Annotated in this window: 18 protein-coding genes; 3 read left to right on the forward strand and 15 right to left on the reverse strand. The window is 60.9% G+C overall.

The features are described 5' to 3' along the window. Positions 1-73: 73 nt before the first annotated feature. The 7 genes from G5229_RS07420 to G5229_RS07450 form a co-directional block, all read right to left on the reverse strand. Positions 74-1,156 (reverse strand): tetratricopeptide repeat protein, encoded by a 1,083-nt coding sequence (locus tag G5229_RS07420; RefSeq protein ID WP_266134568.1) that lies wholly within the window; start codon positions 1,154-1,156, stop codon positions 74-76. Next, positions 1,153-2,043, reverse strand: a complete 891-nt coding sequence (locus tag G5229_RS07425) for an ExeA family protein (RefSeq protein ID WP_421208888.1) — start codon at positions 2,041-2,043, stop codon at positions 1,153-1,155. Before G5229_RS07425 ends, G5229_RS07420 begins: the two co-directional genes overlap by 4 nt. A 92-nt stretch (positions 2,044-2,135) precedes the next feature. Continuing rightward, a complete protein-coding gene (gene mshL / locus G5229_RS07430; protein WP_216952745.1) occupies positions 2,136-3,812 on the reverse strand; it encodes a pilus (MSHA type) biogenesis protein MshL in 1,677 nt (558 codons plus the stop codon). Positions 3,813-3,882: 70 nt separating this feature from the next. Further along, positions 3,883-4,212: a SctD/MshK family protein gene (locus G5229_RS07435; protein WP_106844136.1), complete on the reverse strand. Its 330-nt coding sequence runs from the start codon at positions 4,210-4,212 to the stop codon at positions 3,883-3,885. Further along, entirely contained in the window at positions 4,205-4,852 is a 648-nt protein-coding gene (pilO, locus tag G5229_RS07440; RefSeq protein WP_421208889.1) for a type 4a pilus biogenesis protein PilO, read from the reverse strand. The genes G5229_RS07435 and pilO overlap by 8 nt, the downstream gene beginning before the upstream one ends. Next, positions 4,852-5,445, reverse strand: coding sequence for a PilN domain-containing protein (locus tag G5229_RS07445; protein ID WP_128834786.1), 594 nt, complete (start codon positions 5,443-5,445; stop codon positions 4,852-4,854). Before G5229_RS07445 ends, pilO begins: the two co-directional genes overlap by 1 nt. 100 nt (positions 5,446-5,545) lie before the next feature. Continuing rightward, positions 5,546-6,409: an MSHA biogenesis protein MshI gene (locus G5229_RS07450; RefSeq protein ID WP_421208890.1), complete on the reverse strand. Its 864-nt coding sequence runs from the start codon at positions 6,407-6,409 to the stop codon at positions 5,546-5,548. Between the two features lie 86 nt (positions 6,410-6,495). Between G5229_RS07450 and G5229_RS07455 the strand changes: the two genes are divergently transcribed. Then, on the forward strand, positions 6,496-7,419 hold the full coding sequence (locus G5229_RS07455; RefSeq protein WP_421208891.1) for a 1-aminocyclopropane-1-carboxylate deaminase/D-cysteine desulfhydrase: 924 nt from the start codon (positions 6,496-6,498) through the stop codon (positions 7,417-7,419). A 64-nt stretch (positions 7,420-7,483) separates the two neighbouring features. Here the strand turns inward: G5229_RS07455 and G5229_RS07460 are convergent, their stop codons facing one another. Beyond that, on the reverse strand, positions 7,484-9,412 hold the full coding sequence (locus G5229_RS07460) for an EAL domain-containing protein (RefSeq protein ID WP_421208892.1): 1,929 nt from the start codon (positions 9,410-9,412) through the stop codon (positions 7,484-7,486). A gap of 495 nt (positions 9,413-9,907) precedes the next feature. Here G5229_RS07460 and G5229_RS07465 point away from each other — a divergent pair, with 495 nt between their 5' ends. Both G5229_RS07465 and G5229_RS07470 read left to right on the forward strand, forming a co-directional pair. Further along, positions 9,908-11,437 carry an EAL domain-containing protein gene (locus G5229_RS07465; protein WP_421208893.1) on the forward strand — a complete coding sequence of 510 codons (1,530 nt, stop codon included), beginning with the start codon at positions 9,908-9,910 and terminating at the stop codon, positions 11,435-11,437. Between the two features lie 265 nt (positions 11,438-11,702). Then, the gene (locus G5229_RS07470) at positions 11,703-12,800 is read left to right on the forward strand and encodes a calcium:proton antiporter (RefSeq protein WP_421208894.1); all 1,098 of its coding nucleotides are present in this window, start codon (positions 11,703-11,705) and stop codon (positions 12,798-12,800) included. A gap of 145 nt (positions 12,801-12,945) precedes the next feature. Here G5229_RS07470 and hutH read toward each other — a convergent pair whose 3' ends face one another. From hutH to rpoH, 7 genes are all read right to left on the reverse strand, one after another. Next, a complete protein-coding gene (gene hutH, locus G5229_RS07475; protein ID WP_227341528.1) occupies positions 12,946-14,478 on the reverse strand; it encodes a histidine ammonia-lyase in 1,533 nt (510 codons plus the stop codon). A gap of 4 nt (positions 14,479-14,482) precedes the next feature. Further along, positions 14,483-16,192 carry a urocanate hydratase gene (gene hutU / locus G5229_RS07480; RefSeq protein ID WP_421208895.1) on the reverse strand — a complete coding sequence of 570 codons (1,710 nt, stop codon included), beginning with the start codon at positions 16,190-16,192 and terminating at the stop codon, positions 14,483-14,485. 54 nt (positions 16,193-16,246) lie between these two features. After that, entirely contained in the window at positions 16,247-17,191 is a 945-nt protein-coding gene (gene hutG / locus G5229_RS07485; protein WP_421172666.1) for a formimidoylglutamase, read from the reverse strand. Next, entirely contained in the window at positions 17,184-18,419 is a 1,236-nt protein-coding gene (gene hutI, locus G5229_RS07490) for an imidazolonepropionase (RefSeq protein WP_227341531.1), read from the reverse strand. Before hutI ends, hutG begins: the two co-directional genes overlap by 8 nt. A gap of 154 nt (positions 18,420-18,573) precedes the next feature. Then, on the reverse strand, positions 18,574-19,278 hold the full coding sequence (gene hutC, locus G5229_RS07495) for a histidine utilization repressor (protein ID WP_041202413.1): 705 nt from the start codon (positions 19,276-19,278) through the stop codon (positions 18,574-18,576). Between the two features lie 11 nt (positions 19,279-19,289). Beyond that, positions 19,290-19,949: a carbonate dehydratase gene (gene can / locus G5229_RS07500; protein WP_005339998.1), complete on the reverse strand. Its 660-nt coding sequence runs from the start codon at positions 19,947-19,949 to the stop codon at positions 19,290-19,292. 125 nt (positions 19,950-20,074) lie between these two features. Next, positions 20,075-20,929, reverse strand: a complete 855-nt coding sequence (gene rpoH, locus G5229_RS07505; protein WP_005339997.1) for an RNA polymerase sigma factor RpoH — start codon at positions 20,927-20,929, stop codon at positions 20,075-20,077. Between the last annotated feature and the right edge of the window lie 208 nt (positions 20,930-21,137).

The raw sequence follows: 21,137 nt of genomic DNA on the forward strand, positions 1-21,137 counted from the left end.
GTTTGCTCCGATATCTGTTACTTCACACCCGTTGCCGCATCCGATGAGTCTTCGCTCATCGAATCTGCGTTTATCAAGGGGTTAGTTGGCCAATTCGTTGTTCCAGCCAGTTGGTCGACGCCTCGCCGAGATTGCCGTGCAGCAGGGCGTTGCGATAGGCATCGAGTGCCCGCTGGCTGTGCCCCTGACCATCCTCGGCGACACCGAGACCAAGCCACCAGCGGCCCTGATCCGGCTGCTGGCGCAGCAGCTTCACATAGAGCGCCGCCGCATCGGCATTTTGACCCAGCTCTTGGGTCAGACCCGCCCAAGTGGCGTAATAGTCCAGGTTGCTGGCAAGATCAGGTTGATAACCGGACAACCAGCCAAGCGCCTGCTGTTGCTGCCCCTCGTTGATGGCAAGACGGGCCAGCAGCAGACGAAAATCGGCCTGTTGGGGATCGAGCCGGATCCCCTCCTCCAGCAGCTGGCGCGCCTCGGTCAGGCGCCCCTCGCCGTAGAGCAACCCCGCCAGTTGCTCGCGCGCCCCCTGGTTATAGGGATCGTGGGCCAGCACCTGATAGTAGTTGTCCTGCGCATCCCGCAGGCTTCCCTTGGCCATGGCGGTGGTCGCCTTGCGCTCCGCCAGTGCCGCCAGCTCCTTGGCCGACAGCTCGACCGTCTCGATCTTCAATATGCCCGGTTTACGCGGGGCGCTGGCGACAGCCTGCTGCTCTGCCGCCAGTTCGGCGTAGAGCTCGGGCTGCAGCTCTTCATCGGTCGGCTCCGAATCGTCAACATCGCTGGAGGCATCAAAGGGGGCACCATCGGCCATCTCTCCCTCTACCTGCCCGCCAGCGGTATCAGCCACTCTCTCATCCCCACCCGGCAACGGCAGCGCAGCGGCCACTGCGACCGGCTCGGGCGGATTGACTGGCTCGGCGGCCCGTGTCACCACATCGGGAACCACCACTTCGCTGGCGGCGACGACAGGGTGTGTCTGCTGCCAGTAGATCCAGGTGCGCCAACCGAGGATCCCCAATGCCAGACCACAGATCAGGGTCAGCAGCAACATCCACCACCCCTGCTGGCGCGCAGGGGCAATATAGACGGCAGTTCCCTCGGCGCCTTGCTGGCGCCGATCCAGATCTTTCAGCATCTGGTTGATAACGCTCATGGCCAGACTCCATAAGCCAGGGCGCACCCCAGCAACAGTAACAGGGGCCACCAGCGCAATGGCGCAAAGCGGCTGGCATCGTCGGTATCGCGAATGGCGAGCCTCACCAGACGGCTATCGATCCGGCGCCTCCCCTGACCGTAGGCCAGCATCAGGCACTTGTGCGCCAGGATGTTGATAAGTCTCGGGATCCCTCGCGAGGCCCGCCACAGCATCCGCATGGCGCGGCCGGCAAACAGTGGTGCCCCGCGGTAGCCGGAGACCTGCAATCTGTGCTCCAGATAGGCGCGGGTCTCGTCAAAGCGCAGCGGGCGCAGGCAGTATGAAAAGCCGATCCGCTGGCGCAGTTGGCGCAGGTGGGGCCTGGCCAGTCTGATATCCAGCTCCGGCTGGCCGAACAGCACAATCTGCAGCAGCTTGCTCGATTCGGTCTCGAGATTGCCAAACAGGCGAATCGCCTCCAGAGTCTCGTCAGGCAGCGCCTGGGCCTCATCGATCAGCACCACCACCCGACTGCCCTGCTGGTGCAGGCTGATCAGGTGACGATGGATGCGATCGGTAAGATCCAGCTCACTCTGCTCCCGCACCGACAACCCCAGTTCCAGCGCCAGCGCTGTGCGCAGCTCGGCCGGGCTGAGGTGGGGATTGGGCAACCAGGCGAGCCGCACCGGGCACTCTTCCGAGCCCAGCTCGCTCAGCAGTTTTCGGCAGAGCAGGGTCTTGCCGGTACCCACCTCGCCGGTCACCTTGATAAATCCCTCCCCTTGCGCCAGCGCCCAATTGAGCACCTGTTGCGCCTCCTCGTGAGGGGGCAGGCCGTAGTAGAAGCCGGTATTGGGGGTGAGGCCGAACGGCGCCTCCTGCAGGCCGAAGTGGCTCAGGTACATGGGCGCTCACCAGCCAGTACGGGGAACCTGCGACCGCGAGCCTCGGCCCGCAGTACGGCGGAATGGAAAGATGCCAATCGCCAGCTCATGGCTTACCCCTTCGCCGGATACCACTTGTCGAGCAGATCTGCGGAACGCTGCAGCTCGTTTTGCCAGGTATCTTTCTCCACCACGGTCGGTTTGAGCATGATCACCAGCTCCACCTTCTTGGTGCTCTCGCGACGATTGGTAAAGGCTTCGCCCACCCAGGGAATATCTCCCAGCAGCGGCACCTTGCTGACGATCTCCTGCTTGTCGGTCTTCATCAGACCACCGATGACGATAATGTCGCCGTTATTGGCCTGCACCACGGTATCGGACTCGCGGATCGAGCTCTTGGCGAGCGGCAGCTCCAGCGGTTTGGCGGTACCGACGTTGATGGTCTTCTTCTGCTCTTCTGTGTCGATAACGGAAGGGTGGATATGGAGCAGCACCTTGCCCTCTTCATCGATTTGCGGCGTTACGTCCAGCGCAATACCGGAGAAGAAGGGGGTCAGCTCCACATTGGGGGTCACGATAGGTTCGGCCGTGCCGGTCGAGGTCACCGTAGTGGTCGAGGCATTGGTGACGAAATATTCGTCCGTCCCCACCTTGATCACCGCCTTCTGGTTGTTGGTCGCAGTGACCCTCGGGCTTGAGAGGGTATTCACATCGCCCTGGGTCTTGAGCAGGTTGACCGCCACCTCGAAGTTGCCATCAGAGATCGTGAAACCGGCGCCGCCGCCCAGCGCACTGAAGATCTGGTTGGGGGTGGTGGGCAGCTGGGTCTTGGCAAGTGACTGACCGCCGGTAATACCCTTGCCGCCATCCCAACTGGCGGAGAGACCGCTCCAGTCAACCCCCTGCTCATACCCTTCGTTGAGGGCGACTTCGATGATCCGCGCCTCCAGCACCACCTGGCGCTTGAGGTGACTCTCGGATTGATTGAGGAATTCACGTACCGCCTTGAGCTCCTTCGGATAGGCGCGAATAGTGACCAGACCCGCCTGCGGGCTGGTGATCACGGCGCGACCATCACCCGTGCCAATCAGGGTCTGCAGGGAGTCGCGCAGATCGGTCCAGTAGTCGCTGTTGGTGTCAGTCTCGATCCGGGTACCGTTGCTGTTGTCACCGCTCGAGTTGTTGCTGGAGGAGCTGTTGCTGCCGCTGTTGTTGGACGCGCTGTCGAAACTGCTGTTATTGCTGCCATTGTTGTTGTCATTGGCAGTCACCCCGCCGGTGCTGACCGAGGTGCGGGAGAGGCCACGGCGGGACATCATCAGATAGTTGACCGGAATGGTTTCGGTGCGCAGACCCGCCGGATAGATGTGGAAGACATTGCCCTTGCGCTGCACGTCGAAGCCATACATGTCACCTACCACCGCCAGCACCTCCGGCAGGGTCACATCCTTGAGCTCGACCGAGACCAGCCCGGCCACCCCGGGATGAACCGCCACGCTGTAGCGGGAGCCCTTGAACAGGGAACCGAAAAACTCCACCGCCTCCACGTCGTGAGCCGCGATGCGCAGCCGCTTCTCCGGCATGCCGACCGGCATCTGCGGCCGGTTCAGCTGCAGCAATTCACTCTGCACCGATTTGGGCAAGGCGGTCAGCGGGGCAGCCTGCTTCTGCTGTTCGTTCATGGCCTGTTTGAGAGCATCCTTGGCCTGGGTCGGCTCGGGGTGCTGATACGTGGTACAGCCTGCGGCCATCATGGCCATGGTGATCAGACAGAGACGGTGTTTTTTCATGTAATTAGAGCACCCTGACTTGCAATTAAACTCGATAAAGCCGCTCCACCTCTCGAAAGGCAAGCACGACTCAAACCCGGATCTTGCTGGCAAAGAGTGTGACCGCGTGGCGTTTGCCCGCCTTTTCCAGCACCACGGCATCTGCCGTGATGGCCACCAGCGTATAGCCATCCACCTGTTGCCCGACCCGATAACTCTTGCCATTGAGCACCGCCAGCGCCGGGCCATTGCCCAGCACCACACTCTGCAGCTTCGGTAAACCGGTGTTGCTCTCGCCGGTCGCACGGGCGCCAATCGCCACATCCGCCAGCGGTGCGGTGGGATCCTGCAATACCTCGACCTGCTCCGCCTTTACCAGCACGCTGAACAGGCAACAGCACAACGCAAACACTCTAGCCACGGATAAACTCCTTGCTGGTACTCAGGGTGTAGATCTCCATCTCCACCACCGCGCCGGGATAGGATTTGACCCGGTAGTCGAACTGCTTCCAGTAAAAGTGGCGCGGCAAGGCTTCCAGCGCTTTAAGATATTGATACACATCGAAATAGCCGCCTTCAAGCTGAAGCCGGATACCATGTTTGTAGAGATTGACCTTCTGTTCTCCCGCCATCAGCGGGGTCGGCTCCAGCGAACTGAGCGCCAGCATGTGAAGGTTGGCGGAGCGGGAGAGCAGCGCCTCCAGCACCTGCGGCATCTCGTGCGCCGGGATCAGATCGACGGTCTGGGCCTTCAGCTCATCGTCGATCCGGGCCAGATCCGCTTCGACCTGCGCCAGCTGGTCGCGAACGCCCTGATTGGGATCCCGCTTGAGCCGAGCCTGTTTGCCGAGGTTCTCCAGCTCCATGATTTCGAGGTCGCGCTCGGCGGCGCTCAGGGCCATGCGATCCTGCAGCAGGCGGGTATCGGCGCCATCGAGCCAACCGTAGATGCTGCCAGCGCCCAGCAAAACCAGACCGGTAAGCAGGATCAACACCCGCTCCCGCTGGCTCAACCGGGCGATACGCTGGCCCCACGCCTGCCATTGTGCTTTCAGGTTCATCAGGGTTTCTCCCGCGCGATGCCGCTCAACTGGAAGGTCAGACGACCCTCCTCGTCACGGCCGAGGGTCAGTTCACCAAACTCCTTGCCTACCAGACTCGGGGTCTGCTTGAAGCGGTTGACCCAGGCCGGCACATCCTGACTGCGTCCGGCAAAACCGGAGAGGTTGATCCGCCCTTCGTTGATCTCGATGCGCTGCAACGAGAGGTTGCTGCTGCGAATGCGGGAGAGATCCGCCATCACGCTGGCATAGCCCTGGGATTTTTGCAGAGACAGGCTACCGAGCTGACGCATCAGCCCCTGCTTGGCGGTCAGCTCATCCCGTTTATTGACCAGTTGCTGTTGCAGCCGGGGATCCGCCTGATGGCGCGCCAGCTCGGCATCGAGGCGTCTGGCCTCGCTGCGCTTGAGCTCCAGCTCGGCGGTGCGTTGCGCTAGCGCCCGGCTGACCTGTTGCTGCTGCCAGCTGTAACCGATAGCCGTCAGCAGGATCAGCAACAGCGCAACACCCCATACCAACGCCATCTGATTGAGGCTGGCCCACTGCCGCTTGGGACGAAACTCGGCACCATAGAGGTTTATCTGACGTTTCATCACGCATCCTCCCCGATGGCGGCTGCGTAGGCAGAAAGGTATTCGACGCCAGCCAGCAACATTGTCTTGTTGACCATGGCAGCAAGGGGGAATAACACTCTCATTGATCATCCCCCAATGCGGCAGCATAAGCCGAGAGGTATTCGACGCCGGCCAGCACCGCCTTGTTGGCCATGGCGGAGACGGCAAAGCCGAAGGTCTGCTCCATGTGACGCACCAGGGTACCGATAAAGGGCGAAGCGACGGCAAACTGCATCTGCCCCAGCTCGGGCAATTTGAGCTGGCCCGCCAGATAGTCGAGGGAGCGCTGGATCTCCAGCGCCAGTGAATCGAGCAGCATGGCGTCAGGCTCATGTTCGCCGGTCAGGCTGGTGAAACCGCGCAGCTGACGGGAGAAGCAGAGCCCGCCCTGATGGAAGACCAGCAGTTGCAGATCCTGCCCCTTGGGCTGCCACAGCAGCATGCGCACAGTGTCATCCGCTTCATAGAGAGAGGTGAGCGCCAGCTCGTCGCTGATGATGGATTGCAGGGTGGCGATGCCGTTGATGGCATCGGCCAGCTGTTGCACCCGGCTCTTGGGCAGGCAGATCACATTGATGCGCGGACGACCGGCAGGCGGGGTGGGCAAGTCCACATAATCCATCGCCAGTTGCAGCACGGGTTCGCTGACATAGTCCTTGATGGCCCAGGGGAGCGCCCCCGCCATCTCGGCGTCAGGCACGGCAGGCTTGTCGATCTGGATCTGTTGATAAAGGCTGGCGGCGAGGGCTACCCGCACTTTAGACTTGGCCAGCCCATAACGGCTGAACAGCTCGTTCATGGCCACAGCCCACTCCTGTGGGCCGTTGATGGTGCGCATCGCGAAGACGGGGGGATTGCCCACTGCAGCCAGCATGATCCTGTCATTGGCCAACAAGAGCCCGACCTGGCGGCTTGGCGTCGACCGTCTGAACAGTTTTTTCATGTAAGCCCGCCCATCAATAGTGATTAAATGTATGAAATATTAACATAAACAGCAGATTAGCCTCTATATAAAAGACGGACTCACCATTGCAAGCCAGCCTTCCAGCCGAGCCAGAGGGGTCAGCTATCCTGCCCTCCCCCCTGCACCCCCTCCACCACCCGTTGCTGACCCGCTACGGCGTCGAACTCTGGTGCAAGCGGGATGATCTGATCCATCCGACCATCTCCGGCAACAAGTGGCGCAAGCTCAAATACCACCTGCTTCATGCCAGAGAGCACGGCAAACGGCATCTACTCTCGTTTGGCGGCGCCTACTCCAATCACATCCATGCACTGGCAGCAGCAGGGTGCCAATCTGGCCTTCGAACTACCGGTATCATACGGGGCGAATCTGATGCCGTCAGCAATACCACCCTGAGGGATGCCAGACGCTGGGGTATGGATCTCGTTTTCGTCGACCGCCAGAGTTACCGCCGTCGCCAGGATCCCGACTGGCTGGCCCAATTCGATGCACCCGATACCCTGATCGTGCCGGAAGGGGGCAGCAGCCCGCTGGCTATCCCCGGGGTTGCCGAACTGGTCGGCGAGGTACCCTTCTCGCCGGATCTCTGGGTACTGCCCTGTGCCAGCGGCGGCACCCTGGCAGGCCTAATCGCTGGCAAACAGGACCGGGAGCAGATCCTCGCCATTGCGGTACTGAAAGGAGGCGGCTTTATCGCTGACGAGGTGTGTCGCCTCCATCCCGCCGCTGCCCATATCCCCAGCTGGCGCATCGCGCTCGATCACCACGACGGTGGCTACGCCAAATTCAGCCCGGCCCTCTGGCAGTGGGTACAGGATTTCAGCGCCACGACCGATCTGCCCCTTGAGCCCATCTACAGCGGCAAGGCGATGTGGGGGCTGTTTCGCGAACTGGCGGCGGGCCGCATCGCCTCCGGCAGCAAAATCGTCTTTATCCACACTGGCGGCATGCAAGGGCTCGCCGGGCTGCGGGAGCAGGGGCGACTGTGATCCCCGCCTGACGGCAACCGCAAACAACAGAGGGTCGCCCCAAGGCGACCCTCTCTCGTTTATCTCAATCACCAGCCGGTTCCAGCACCAGCCGCTGGGGCTCGGCAAACCAGGGCCCCTGCCCGGCATGCACCCCGAGGTGGCGCAGCATCTTCCACTCGTCGCCACTCTCCACCCCCACAGCCAGCACCCGGGTGCGGGTATTGGCGCAGCCGCCTACCAGACTGCGGACCGCCATCTGGTTCACCTGTCGGGCGTGAATCTCCCGCACCAGGCTGGGGTGCAGCTTGAGGAAGTTGATCTCGAACTCCTTGATGTACTGGGTGCTCACCACATCCTGGCCAGCATGATCGATGGCCAGCTGGCAGCCCAGCATCCGCAGGGAGCGCAGCGGCCGCTTGAGTGCTTCGAAGTGGCGTGTGACCTGAGCCTCCGAGAGCTGCAGGATCAACCGCTCGTTGGTGCTGCGCGGCAGCTGGAACAGGGCGAAGAAGAGCCAGCGCTGGAACTCGCGGTTGAGCAGACTCTGGGCACTCAGGGTCAGAGTGATGGGACAGCTCTGCTCGGAACGCTGGCGCAGCAACACCAGCGTTTGCTCCGCCACCAGCCGATCCAGTTGCAGCAGCAGGCCCACCTTCTCCGCCATTGGCATGAAGATCCCTGCTTGCAGTTCCCGCCCCTGCTCATCGTGGATATAGGTGAGCAGATCCTGCTGCAGTACCACCTGATCCCGATCCTGCTGGACCGGTTGGGTATAAAAATCGATCCCCTGCTCTTCAAGACGGCGACTGATGAGGGTGCGCCAGCGCACCGTCCCCTTGCTGCTCTGCTCCTCGTCCAGCTGCTTCTCGTAGAGGAACCAGCCGTTGTGCCCCTGCAGACGTGCACTCTTGAGGGCCAGCTCGGCCTCCTCCTGCACCTTGAGCAGAGTGTCTTGCGCCTGGTAGCAGACAGCCCCGATATAGATGGCCGTCTCCGGATTGACCTGCTGCGGCCAGTGTAGCCGTTGCAGACTCTTGAGCAGCTGGCTGGCACTGTCCACCATCTCGCTCTCCGACATGTTGGGCAACAATACCGCAAAGACATGTCCGGCATAACGAGCCTGCAAGGCACCGTTATGCTTGCGCACAAAAGCACTGATCACGGCGCTCGCCTCCAGCAGCAGATCATGCCCCTGCAGCTCGAACTGCTCCGCTTCCAGCTCTTCCAGACAGGCGAGTTCAATCAGCAAGACACCGCCACTCATCACGCTCGCCTCCATGATAGCGCTCTCGAGCCGGTTATCGAAGAAGAGGCGGTTGCCGATGCCGGTCATCTTGTCGACGAAGGCGTTGCTGCGAATGAAGTTGTCGAAGCGGCTGCGCTCCTTGCGGGCATCCGCCAGCTCGGCGAGCAGATGATCGAGGGCCTGACTGGCGGCCACCGGCCACTCTTCGGCGGGATCATGGCTTAGTTTGGAGAGCTTGTCATCGAGGATCAGCTGGGCGCGAATGCCCAGCAGCTCGGCGCCGCGCAACTGCTGACGCAACCAGCGGATGGAGTACCAGAGACCGAACACCACGATGAAGATCCCGAACGAGATGCCCGACATCGCCTTGATGGAGTACTCCGCCTCCTTGAAGGGGCGCTCCAGCTTGAAGCTAGCCTGCATGCCAGCCTGATGGGGCAGCGGATGGCTGTATGGCACCAGCAGCGGTTCATCAACCGGACGCTGTACGTCACGGAACCAGTAGACCCGCTGGTCATTCTGGCGCACCTCCAGCTCCACCACATGAGCCGCCCGCAGCAAGGTGGGCAACCAGCGGCTCATATCCTCCATACCGTGAGCAACGTCGAGTTGCTTGTCGATCACCTCGACCAGCGCATCGACCTTCTTTTGCTGCAACTCCATGCCCAGCTCGCGAAAGCTGAACACCCCGCCAATCAGCACAGTCGCCATGGCAGCGATCACGCACAAGGTAATAAACGAGACAAGATGTGTTGTGAGTTTCATGTGCCTTTCCGTGTGCCCGGCATCATCCATTGGAGTTCATGGTAGCAGTGGCGCTGTGGCCATCACTATGGACGGGGATCCCGCTTCTGTAATTTAAGCGGGGCAGCATACCCAAAGCAGCGGGAGAATACCAAGGAAGGTACACAGGTGGAGCAGGGGAAGATAGCAGACAGAAAAATGGTCCCTCAAAAGGGACCAAAAGGAACACTCATATCAAAACTAACACTCTGTGCTACTGACAAAAAACAGATACAGGAGTATTGAACACACGGTGAGTCAAACCGCAGGGGTACTCTAAAGCAGTTCGGATAAGTTGAGCAATTGTCATTTATGACAGGTCAGCGATTGAATCTTTTCAAGGTTAATAATAAAAACATTTAAAATCATACATTTAAAAAATCATCCAATAAGTGTGACAAGTAGATCTCAAATTGATTGTACTAATGCACTATGATGGCTTGACCCATTTGTGTCTCGTGAAACTGGCAGGCGCCCTTGTTACGCATCCCCCCCCTCTGGATCACTGTACTGCTACTGCTCTTGCCCATCCTGGCAAGCCAGTCCGTCGGTCTGTGGCTAACAAAACCGATGGCCAACCACCTGCTTGAGCAGAAGGTGGCCGAGATAAAGCGAGCCATGGCGATACGCCATCACACGCTGGACAAGGCCATGAGCGAGCAGCTGACGCTGTTTGATTTCGATTGTGGTGCCAACGACATGGCACTGCTGCGGGATCCCCGCTTTTACAACACCCATATTCGTCTGCAGGGGCTGGAACTGGCATCAGGGAAAAGCTGCTCAAGCCTGGGTGTGGGTATTTCGCTCATCAAAAACGCCAACCAGGATGGCGCCCTCCCCGACAAACTGGGGCTGACTGCTACAACGGCCAGTTTCAATACGGAACAGGAGATGGTTGCCTACTACAAAAACGGCGGCAACATTGCCTACTGGGTGCTCGATAACAGCTGGAGCCACGATCTGCTACAGCTCCCCTGCAGTGACTGTTTCTATCTGGAGTTCAGCCAGCGGGATCCCGCAGCGATGACCCCCCGCTTCCCGCGCGGTGACCGGACCATCAAGCTGGAAGAGGGCAGCCGCAGCCTGAGCTTCTTTGATCAGGACAAACTGACCCGACAAACCATCTGGGCCGGTTCTGCACTGGACCTGTATGCTCGCGAGCAAGTCAGACGAATCGCACTCTGGAGCGGCACTATCCTGGGCCTGCTGCTGGTGACCGCTTACTGGTCGCTGCGAAACTATCGCCGCTCGCTCAAGGGGCTATTGCAGGCCGGATTGGTGCGCCAGGAGTTCATCCCCTTCTATCAACCCGTGGTGGATCTTCGAACCTGGCAGGTTGCCGGTTTTGAGGCGCTGCTACGCTGGCAACGTGGACACGAGCTGATCCCCCCGAGCGCTTTCATCGAATATGCTGAAGATCAGGGACTTATCCTGCCTATCACCAGGCAGTTGCTGGAGCAGGTGATCACGGATCTGCCGCTGTTGCCACCAGAGCAGTGGATCAGTGTCAATCTGATGGCCACCCATATCGAACAACCCTTGCTGCGCAACATGTTGAGTGAACACCATAACCCTTCGCCCGAGCGCCTTACCTTCGAGCTGACAGAACGCAAGCCGATCCTCGACATCAAAGCCGCTACCGAGGAGATCACCCTGTTGCAGCAGATGGGATATCACTTCAAACTGGATGATTTCGGTACCGGCTACGGTGGTTTTGCCTACCTGCAGAGCCTCGGGATCCGCCAGATCAAGATCGACAAGATGTTCGTCGATACCATAGGCACCAACGACCTCAAACGCAGCGTGCTGGATGCCATCATCACGTTTGGCCTGGAATCAGGCATGGAGATGATTGCGGAAGGGGTTGAGACGCGGGAACAGGTTGATTACTTGCGGCAACACGGCGTCTATCTGATCCAGGGTTACGTCTTTGGCAGGCCCATGGCGCTGGCAGATCTTGCCATCTGGCAGCAGACATGGCCTCCACAATATTCGCAAGAGAGCTGACACCGATATTGCACAGGCCAGCGCTGGCAGGGCTCCCCCCACCGGGAGCACACGCACCCTTTTGCACAGAGGCTGACACTCCCAAAGCCTCTGCCACGACCTGGCTCATCGCCCTTGAACCACCATTTACATTCAGCAACAAAATGATCTGCCCCTGAGAGGATGGAACCCTTATCATAAGCATTCGGCTACCGTGAGCACCTTCACGCACGCCTCCCATCAATCCCTGTCGGCCAGCGCCGTCCCGAGATGAGAACCATTGCCTATGAAGACATTTATCCGGCAAGAGATTGCCCTGCCCGTCGGCCTGCTGACCCTGCTCTTTTTCAAGACGATCGGGAGCGACCTGCTGACAGAGACAACTCCGCTCGGGATCTATCTTCCGGTTTCGGCGGCACTACTGGCCATCGTCACCTGGGCTATCTTCTCGGTAGTGCGCCACTCCGATGCCCTCGCCATCAAGCTGGGCGAGCCCTTCGGCACCCTGATCCTCACCCTCTCGGTCATCTCGCTGGAGGTGGTGATGATCTCCTCGGTGATGCTGACCGGCGAGCCCAACCCCACCATGGCCCGCGATACCATGTTTGCGGTAGTGATGCTGGTGAGTACCGGTCTGGTGGGCTTCACCCTGCTGTTTGGCGGCTGGCGCTACCACACCCAGAGCTTTAATCTGGACGGGGTCAAATCCTATCTGGTGGCCATCATCCCGCTGGCCCTGCTCTGTCTGGTGCTGCCCAACTTCACCGAAGGTGGTGCAATCGGCAGTATGTCGCGCGCCATGTCGTGGATGCTGATCATCATCTCGATCCTGCTCTACGGGGTCTTTCTGCTGATCCAGACCCGCAGCCACAGCCACTTCTTCGTCGACAGCGATCACGAGGATTACGAGGAGCACCACGGCCCGCTGCAGAGCAACGTCTATCACACCATCCTGCTGCTCGCCTACCTGCTGGTAGTGATCCTGCTGGCCAAGACCCTGGCCATCCCCATCAACTACGGGGTGCATGTGATGGACGCGCCCGCGGCACTGGGCGGCTTTATCGTCGCATGTGTCGTGCTAGCTCCCGAAGCAGTCGGCGCCATCAAGGCCGCCTTCAACAACCAGCTGCAGCGGGCAATGAACCTCTACTTCGGCTCGGTGCTGGCCACCATCGCCCTCACCGTGCCTGCCGTGCTCTTTATCGGCTCCATGCTGGGTCAGGAGGTACGCCTCGGCCTCTCCCCCGCCGATATGGTGCTGCTGGTCACGACCTTGATGGTCTGTAAAGTGACCTTCAGCAGCGGCCGCACCAATGTGCTCCATGGTGCGACCCATCTGGTGTTGTTCGTGGTTTATCTGTTCCTGATGTTCGAACACGAATAACCGCGTTCAACCAACGTCAGAAACGCAAAGACCGCCCGATTGGGCGGTCTTTTGTCATCTGCTCCCGGCTCTCACCGGTGCCAGTGAAGCGGCTTCCCCCTCATCCCCCACCCTTCTCCCGCCAGGGGAGAAGGGTGATCAAGGCTTACAGGCTGGGCAGCACCCCGGCCGGGATCAGGTCGTTGTAGCTGGCACGGCCCAGCAGGGCGGCGGCCGCTTCGATATCCGGCGCGAAGTACCTGTCCTTGTCGTAGAAGCTCACCTCTGCCCGCAGTCGTCCCTTGGCCAGCTCGATCAGCTCGGTACTGCGCAGCGGCGCGCGGAAATCGAGCCCCTGTGCCGCCGCCAGCAGTTCGACTGCCAGAATGCCGCGGGTATTCTCCGCCATGTCAGCCAATCGACGACCGGCGAAGGTCGCCATGGAGACGTGATCCTCCTGATTGGCGGAAGTGGGCAAACTATCCACCGAGGCGGGATGGGCCAGGGTCTTGTTCTCGGAGGCCAGCGCCGCCGAGGTGACCTGAGCGATCATAAAGCCCGAATTCACCCCGCCGTTGTTGACCAGAAACGCCGGCAGACCGGACATCCGAGAGTCAATCAGCAGCGCCATCCGCCGCTCGGAGAGGGAACCTATCTCGGCGATGGCCAGCGCCAGATTATCGGCCGCAAAGGCCACCGGCTCGGCGTGGAAGTTGCCGCCGGAGATTATCTCCTCATCATCGGCAAACACCAGCGGGTTGTCGGAGACCGCGTTGGCCTCGCACACCAGCACCTCGGCGGCCTGACGGATCTGGGTCAGGCAGGCCCCCATCACCTGCGGCTGGCAGCGCAATGAGTAGGGATCCTGCACCTTCTCGCAGTTGTGATGGGACATGCCGATCTCGCTGCCATCCACCAGCAGGTGGCGATAGCAGGCGGCCGCGTCGATCTGGCCACGCTGACCGCGCACCGCGTGGATGCGAGCATCGAACGGCCTGCGGCTGCCGAGCGCAGCCTCCACACTCATGGCGCCGATGGTGATGGCACCAGCGAACAGATCCTCGGCATGGAACAGCCCTTCCAGCGCAAAGGCGGTGCTGGCCTGAGTGCCGTTGAGCAGCGCCAATCCTTCTTTGGGCGCCAGCGCGATGGGCTCGAGCCCGGCAATTTTCAGGGCAGTAGCGGCGTCGATCAGCTCGCCCTTGTGGCGAGCCTTGCCCTCCCCGATCAGCAGGCAGCTCATATGAGCCAGCGGCGCCAGATCGCCGGAGGCGCCGACGGATCCCTTCTTCGGCACCACCGGATAGACTTCGGCGTTGATGAGGGTCATCAAGGCCTCAAGCACCGTCAGCCGGATCCCGGAGAAGCCCCGCGCCAGCGAGTTGAGTTTGAGCACCATCATCAGCCGCACGGTGGCGTCATCCATGTACTCGCCAATCCCTGCCGCATGGGAGAGCACGATGGATCGCTGCAGCTCGTCCAGCAGCTCCACCGGAATGCGGGTGTTGGCCAACAGGCCAAAGCCGGTGTTGATGCCATACACCACCCGGTTCTGCTCGATCACCTTGGTAACCACAGCAGCTGAGGCGTGGATCCCCGGCAGCGCGGCCGGATCCAGTGAAACATGTACCGGCTCGCGGCTGACGCGGCGCAGGGTGGCAAGATCCAGCTCGCCCGGAGTAATAGTCAATTCAAACATGGTGTTACACCTTTCCTTTGACACCGTTGGCGCCGTCAATCATCGGCAGATCCAGTTTCGCCTCATGGGCACAGTTGATGGCAATCTCGTAGCCGGCATCCGCGTGGCGCATCACCCCGGTGGCCGGATCGTTGCGCAGCACCCGACCGACGCGCTTGGCAGCGTCATCGGAACCATCGCAGACGATCACCACGCCGGAGTGCTGGGAGAAGCCCATTCCGACCCCGCCGCCGTGGTGCAGCGACACCCAGGTCGCGCCGCCAGCGGTGTTGAGCAGGGCGTTGAGCAGCGGCCAGTCGGAGACGGTATCGGAGCCATCCATCATCGACTCGGTCTCGCGGTTCGGGCTCGCCACCGAGCCGGAATCCAGATGGTCGCGGCCGATGACGATGGGGGCTTTCAGCTCGCCGTTTTTCACCATCTCGTTGAAGGCCAGACCGAGGCGTACCCGATCCTTGACCCCGACCCAGCAGATCCGAGCCGGTAGCCCCTGAAACGCGATGCGCTCGCGGGCCATGTCGAGCCAGTTGTGCAGGTGAGGATCGTCGGGGATCAGCTCTTTCACCTTCTGATCGGTCTTGTAGATATCTTCCGGATCGCCGGAAAGGGCCACCCAGCGGAACGGTCCAATCCCCTCGCAGAACAGCGGGCGGATATAGGCGGGGACGAAGCCGGGGAAGTCGAAGGCGTTCGCCACCCCCTCCTCCAGCGCCATCTGGCGGATGTTGTTACCGTAATCCAGAGTCGCCGCGCCGCGCTCCTGCAGGGTCAGCATCGCCTCCACCTGGCGGGCCATGGAGCGACGAGCGGCCAGATTAACCTCCTGCGGGGCACTCTGCTGCAGCTCGCGCCACTTGGCCACGCACCAGCCCTGCGGCAGGTAGCCGTGCACCGGGTCGTGGGCGGAGGTCTGGTCGGTCACCACGTCCGGGGTGATGCCACGGGCCACCAGTTCGGCGAACACGTCGGCGGCGTTGCCGAGCAGACCGATGGAGATGGCGCTGCCGCTCTGCTTGGCCTCCTCGACCATGGCCAGCGCCTCATCCAGGCTGTGAGCCTTCTTGTCCACATAACGGGTGCGCAGACGAAAATCGATGCGGGTCTCGTCGCACTCCACGGCGATCATCGAGAAGCCGGCCATGGTGGCGGCCAGCGGCTGGGCGCCGCCCATGCCGCCGAGACCACCGGTCAGGATCCAGCGCCCCTTGGGTTCGCCGTTGAAGTGCTGATTGGCCACCGCAAAGAAGGTCTCGTAGGTGCCCTGCACTATCCCCTGGGTACCGATGTAGATCCAGGAGCCCGCGGTCATCTGGCCGTACATCATCAAGCCCTTCTTATCGAGCTCGTTGAAGTGCTCCCAGTTGGCCCAGTGCGGCACCAGATTGGAGTTGGCGATCAGAACCCGCGGCGCATCCTTGTGGGTCTGGAACACCCCGACCGGCTTGCCGGATTGCACCAGCAGGGTCTGATCCTCCTCGAGCCGGGTCAGCACCTCGACGATCTTGTCAAAGCAGGCCCAGTTGCGGGCGGCGCGACCGATGCCGCCATAGACCACCAGCGACTGGGGATGCTCGGCCACCTCGGGGTCCAGGTTGTTCATCAGCATCCGCAGCGGCGCTTCGGTGAGCCAGCTCTTGGCGGTCAGTTCGGTGCCGCGCGGGGCACGGATCACGCGGTTAGGATCATGACGGGGATCCTGCTGTTGCACAGACATACACACTCCTTGTTGTATCAATAGGGTGCCTTCGGCGACGGGCGGCCAAAAGGGTTAACGGGTCAACAGATGAACCAGTCGCGCGGCCACGCGGGCACTGCGGTTGTCCTGATCCAGCGTCGGGTTGTACTCGGCCAGATCGGCGAGCCTGAGCTTGCCGCTGGCCCGGATATGGGCGATCAGCGGTTCGATCACCGCCAGCTCCACGCCGCGAGCGGCGGGAGCGCTCACTCCCGGCATAACGGCGCCGGGCAGCACGTCGAGATCGATGGTCAGATAGAGGTGATCACAATCGGCGATAAAGGCGTCCAGCCCGCTTAGCAAGGCTGGCAGCTCGGTCTGGGTCATCGCCTCGTCCAGCACATGCCACACACCCAGCGCCTTGGCACGGGCAAACAGGGCTTGGGTATTGGCGGTCTCGGCCACCCCAAGGCAGGCGTAGTGAAACGGTGTGCCCTGAGCGGCGCACTGCTCGGCAATCTGGAAAAAGGGGGTGCCAGAGCTGGCCTGCTCCTGCTTCATGCGCAGGTCGAAGTGGGCGTCAAAATTGATAATGCCGACTCGCCCCTGACCCGCCAGATGCAAGTTGAGGCCGCTCCAGCTGCCGAAGGCCACCTCGTGACCGCCCCCCAGCACCAGCGGGAAGTGGCCCAAATCGAGCGCGGCAGCGACCCGCTCGGCCAGATGGCCGTGGGCGGCGTCGAGATTGCCATCGGTACAGCTCACATCTCCGCCATCGTAGACGGGACGGTTCAGGTGCCAGGCAGTGTTGGCCAGCAGCTTGCGCACCGCCAGCGGCGCCCCGGCAGCACCAATGCGCCCCTTGTTGCGGCGCACCCCTTCATCGCAGGCAAAACCAAGCAGTACTACACCGGCAGAGTCTTGTGCTCCGGCGGTCCAGGGCAGCACCTTGTCGTGCCAGCGCAGGGCCAGTTCGCCATCTTCCGGATCCTGCCGCCCCTGCCAGAGCGACATGTCGATCGGGTTGAACTTATCCATGGAGGGTCTCCTCGCCGTTGAAGATGCGGCCTGCCAGCTGATCGACGCCGACCATGTAGCTCAGCTCGGCCGGATGGGCGCAGTGCCAGATCAGGAAATCGGCCGCCATGCCGACCCTGAGCTGACCAAGACGATCCTGCTCGCCAAGTGCTTTGGCGGCGTGACGGGTCACCCCGACCATGGCCTCCAGCGGGGTCAGGCCAAACAGGGTGCAGGCCATGTTCATCGCCATCCGCAGCGAGACGATAGGGGCCGTACCCGGGTTGATATCGGAGGAGACCGCCATCGCTACCCCCGCCTTGCGCAGCGCGGCGACCGGCGGCAGCTTGGTCTCTTTGAGGAAGTAGAAGGCGGTGGGCAGCAGGGTGGCGACCACGCCACGGTGGGCCAGCGCCAGGATCCCTTCCGGATCCAGATACTCCAGATGGTCCACCGAGAGGGCGCCAAAGTTGGCAGCGAGTGTGCTGCCACCGAGATTGGAGAGCTGATCCATATGCCCCTTCACCGGCAGGCCGTATTGATCCGCCGCCAGATAGACCTGCTCGGTCTGGGCCAACGAGAAGCCGATGTGCTCGCAGAAGACATCCACCGCATCGGCCAAGCCTGCCTCGGCGGCGGCCGGGATGATCTCCTGACAGATGGTCTCGACCCAACTATCGGGATCGTCGCGATACTCCGGCGGCACCGCATGGGCCGCCAGCAGAGTGGTCTTGACCCGGATCGGCAGCGCCCCTCCCAGTCGGCGGGCCACCCTCAGCATCTTGAGTTCATCAGCCAGAGTGAGGCCATAGCCGGACTTGATCTCCACCGTGGTGACCCCTTCGCGGATCAGGGATGCCACCCTCGGCAACGCCAGCTCGAACAGTTGCTCTTCGCTGGCGGCACGGGTGGCACGCACCGTGCTGATGATGCCACCGCCCCGACGGGCGATCTCGGCATAGGGCACTCCCTGCTGACGCAGCTCGAACTCTTCGGCACGGCTGCCGGCGAAGACCAGATGGGTGTGACAATCGATAAGGCCGGGGGTGACCAGCTTGCCCCGCATATCCTGCCAGTGAGCGGGATACGACCCCTTCAGTTCGGCCATCGGCACCAGCGCGTGGATCTTGCCATCCTTCACGCCGATGGCGTGGAGCGGCAGCAGGCCGTAGTCGGCCAGCTCATCATTCAGGGTAGCGGGCGTCACGTTGAGCCAGACCCGCTCGCAGTTCAACAGTTCCTTGTTCATAGCGACCTCAAATGTATATACATATTCTTATAGTCGATCTCTATGACGAAAGAAAGAGCGAAATTCACATCCTGATAACAGCATCAAACTTAGAGTTTAAGCACAAAAAAGCCCACCAGGAGGTGGGCTTTGCAAAATCAAGTTGTATAGACATTTACTCCAGCTGAGTCTTGGAGCTTAGCTTGTAACGGGAACCGGGGGAGAGCAAACGGGCGTAGGAGACCAGATGCCCCTCCGACCAGGTGCGTCTGTGCAACAACAGGCAGGGGGAATCTACGCGGATCTGCAACAATCCCGCCTCACCGGCGCTCGGCAACACGGCTTCCACCACGTGCTCCATCTCGGAGAGGGGGCAGACATCCATCAGATAGCGGTTGGGGGTCTGTTGGGTAAAATCCTGCTCGCCATAGCCCGGCAAGCGCCCGGCATCGACGAAGCGCTCCTCCAGCTGCAACGGCTCACCATCAGCCTGATGGACGATCAGGCTGTGAAAGATAGGAGCACCTACCCGCAGCCCCAGTTGTACCGCCACCTTCTCGTCGGCGGCCAGCCGCTGCAGCCGGATCACCCGGGCACTGTACTCGCCGCCACGCTCGGCGATCTCGTCAGCGATGTTGCGAATGGCCAGCAACGGCGATTCGGTTCGCCTGTCCGCCACGAAGCTGCCGGAACCGGCGGTACGCACCAGCCACCCCTCAGCCACCAGTTCCCGCAACGCCCGGTTGACCGTCATCCGGCTCACGGTGAACTGCTCGCACAGGGCCGCTTCGGTCGGGATCCTGTCCCCCGCCTGATAGTGGCGTTCGCGGATTCCGTCCAGAATGTGCTGCTTGATCTGCAGATAGAGGGCTGGCGCCACCATGAAGCTCCCTAGCGCCGACGGTGGGGCGGACGCATATCCGGCCAGGCGCGGTAGACGTCGGGGATCTGATCCGGGCCGCTGATGCAGAGATCGAGATCGTGCAGCAGACCATCCTTGATCCCGTAGATCCAGCCATGCACCGCCAGCTCCTGCCCCTTGCGCCAGGCGTTCTGGATGATGGTGGTGTGGCAGACGTTGGCGACCTGTTCGGCCACGTTCAGCTCGCACAGGTAGTCGAAGCGCTCGTGCTCATCCTCGATGGCCTCGAGCTCTTCACCATATTTGAAGTAGACATCCTTGATGTTGCGCAGCCAGTTGTCGATGAGACCCAGCTCCTGATTCTGCATCGCGGCCTTGACGCCGCCGCAGCCATAGTGACCGCAGACGATGATGTGCTTCACCTTGAGCACTTCTACCGCGTATTGCAGCACGGAGAGGCAGTTGAAATCGGTATGTACAACCAGATTGGCGACGTTGCGGTGGACGAAGACATCCCCCGGCAGCAACCCCATCAGCTGGTTGGCGGGGACCCGGCTGTCGGAACAACCGATCCAGAGGTATTCGGGGGCCTGCTGGGCAGAAAGGGTGGCAAAGAAAGCGGGATCTTCGGCTTTGATCCGTTCGGCCCACTCACGGTTGTTGGTAAACAGGTCGTTCAACAGTTTCACTTCTGCTCTCCCTAATGTGGCAGTGGCGGCAACATAACACACTCAAGGGTAACCAAAGCAAGGCCGACCAGATCCTTGCGAAACAAAAACAGGGCCATCAGGCCCTGTTTTTATGAGAGGAAGCATCAGGCTTCCATGGCATCTTTCAGCTTCTTGAGTGCGTTTTTCTCAAGCTGACGCACACGCTCGGCAGAGACGCCGTAGGTATCGGCCAGCTCCTGCAGAGTGGTCTTGCTGTCATCATCGAGCCAGCGGGCGCGGATGATGTGCTGACTGCGCTCATCCAGGGTGGCGAGGGCAGAGCTCAGACGACGGGTGGCATGATCGTCCCAGTTGTCATTCTCGATGGTCGCGGCCAGATCGGAGGATTTATCCTCCAGATAGTGAACCGGAGCGAAACCGCCCTCTTCTTCATCATCACCAACCAGATCGAACGCCTGATCGTAGTTGGCCATCCGCGCTTCCATCTCGGTCACGTCAGCGGCAGAGACGCCGAGATCGGCCGCCACGGCCTGAACCTCTTCGTGGTTCAGCCAGCCCAGACGTTTTTTGGATTTGCGCAGGTTGAAGAAGAGCTTGCGCTGGGCCTTGGTGGTCGCCACCTTGACCATGCGCCAGTTGCGCAGGACATATTCGTGGATTTCGGCCTTGATCCAGTGCACTGCAAAGGAGACCAGACGCACGCCGACCGTCGGGTCGAAGCGCTTGACCGCCTTCATCAGGCCGATGTTGCCTTCCTGAACCAGATCGGCCTGAGGCAGGCCGTAACCGGCATAACTCTTGGCGACATGAACGACAAAGCGCAGGTGCGACATAACCAGCTGACGAGCAGCCTCGAGATCGCCATCCTGCTGCAAACGCTCAGCCAGTTCACGCTCTTCCTCTGCGCTCAGCACAGGAATAGAGTTTACTGCCTGGATATAGCCTTCCAGACTACCTTGCGGAATCAGAGCCATAGTGCGCTGCAATGAAGTTCCCATCTGTTACCTCTTACTTTTCAATCGAATCAGTCTAACACCCTGAGAGGGTCTGTCTACTGACCGGATGCCATTCTGCGGCGTGTATCAAAGAACATGCCCAGTTTTAGACCGGCTTATCTTAAGCCTGCAGGATGAATCATGAATGAACAGTCAAAAAAAGGGGGTCACAATGAAGGACCCCCGAAAAGTAGCATGCTAAGTCCATTGT

The organism is Aeromonas sp. 602396 (genome assembly GCF_049173735.1).
GTDB lineage: Bacteria > Pseudomonadota > Gammaproteobacteria > Enterobacterales > Aeromonadaceae > Aeromonas > Aeromonas veronii_A.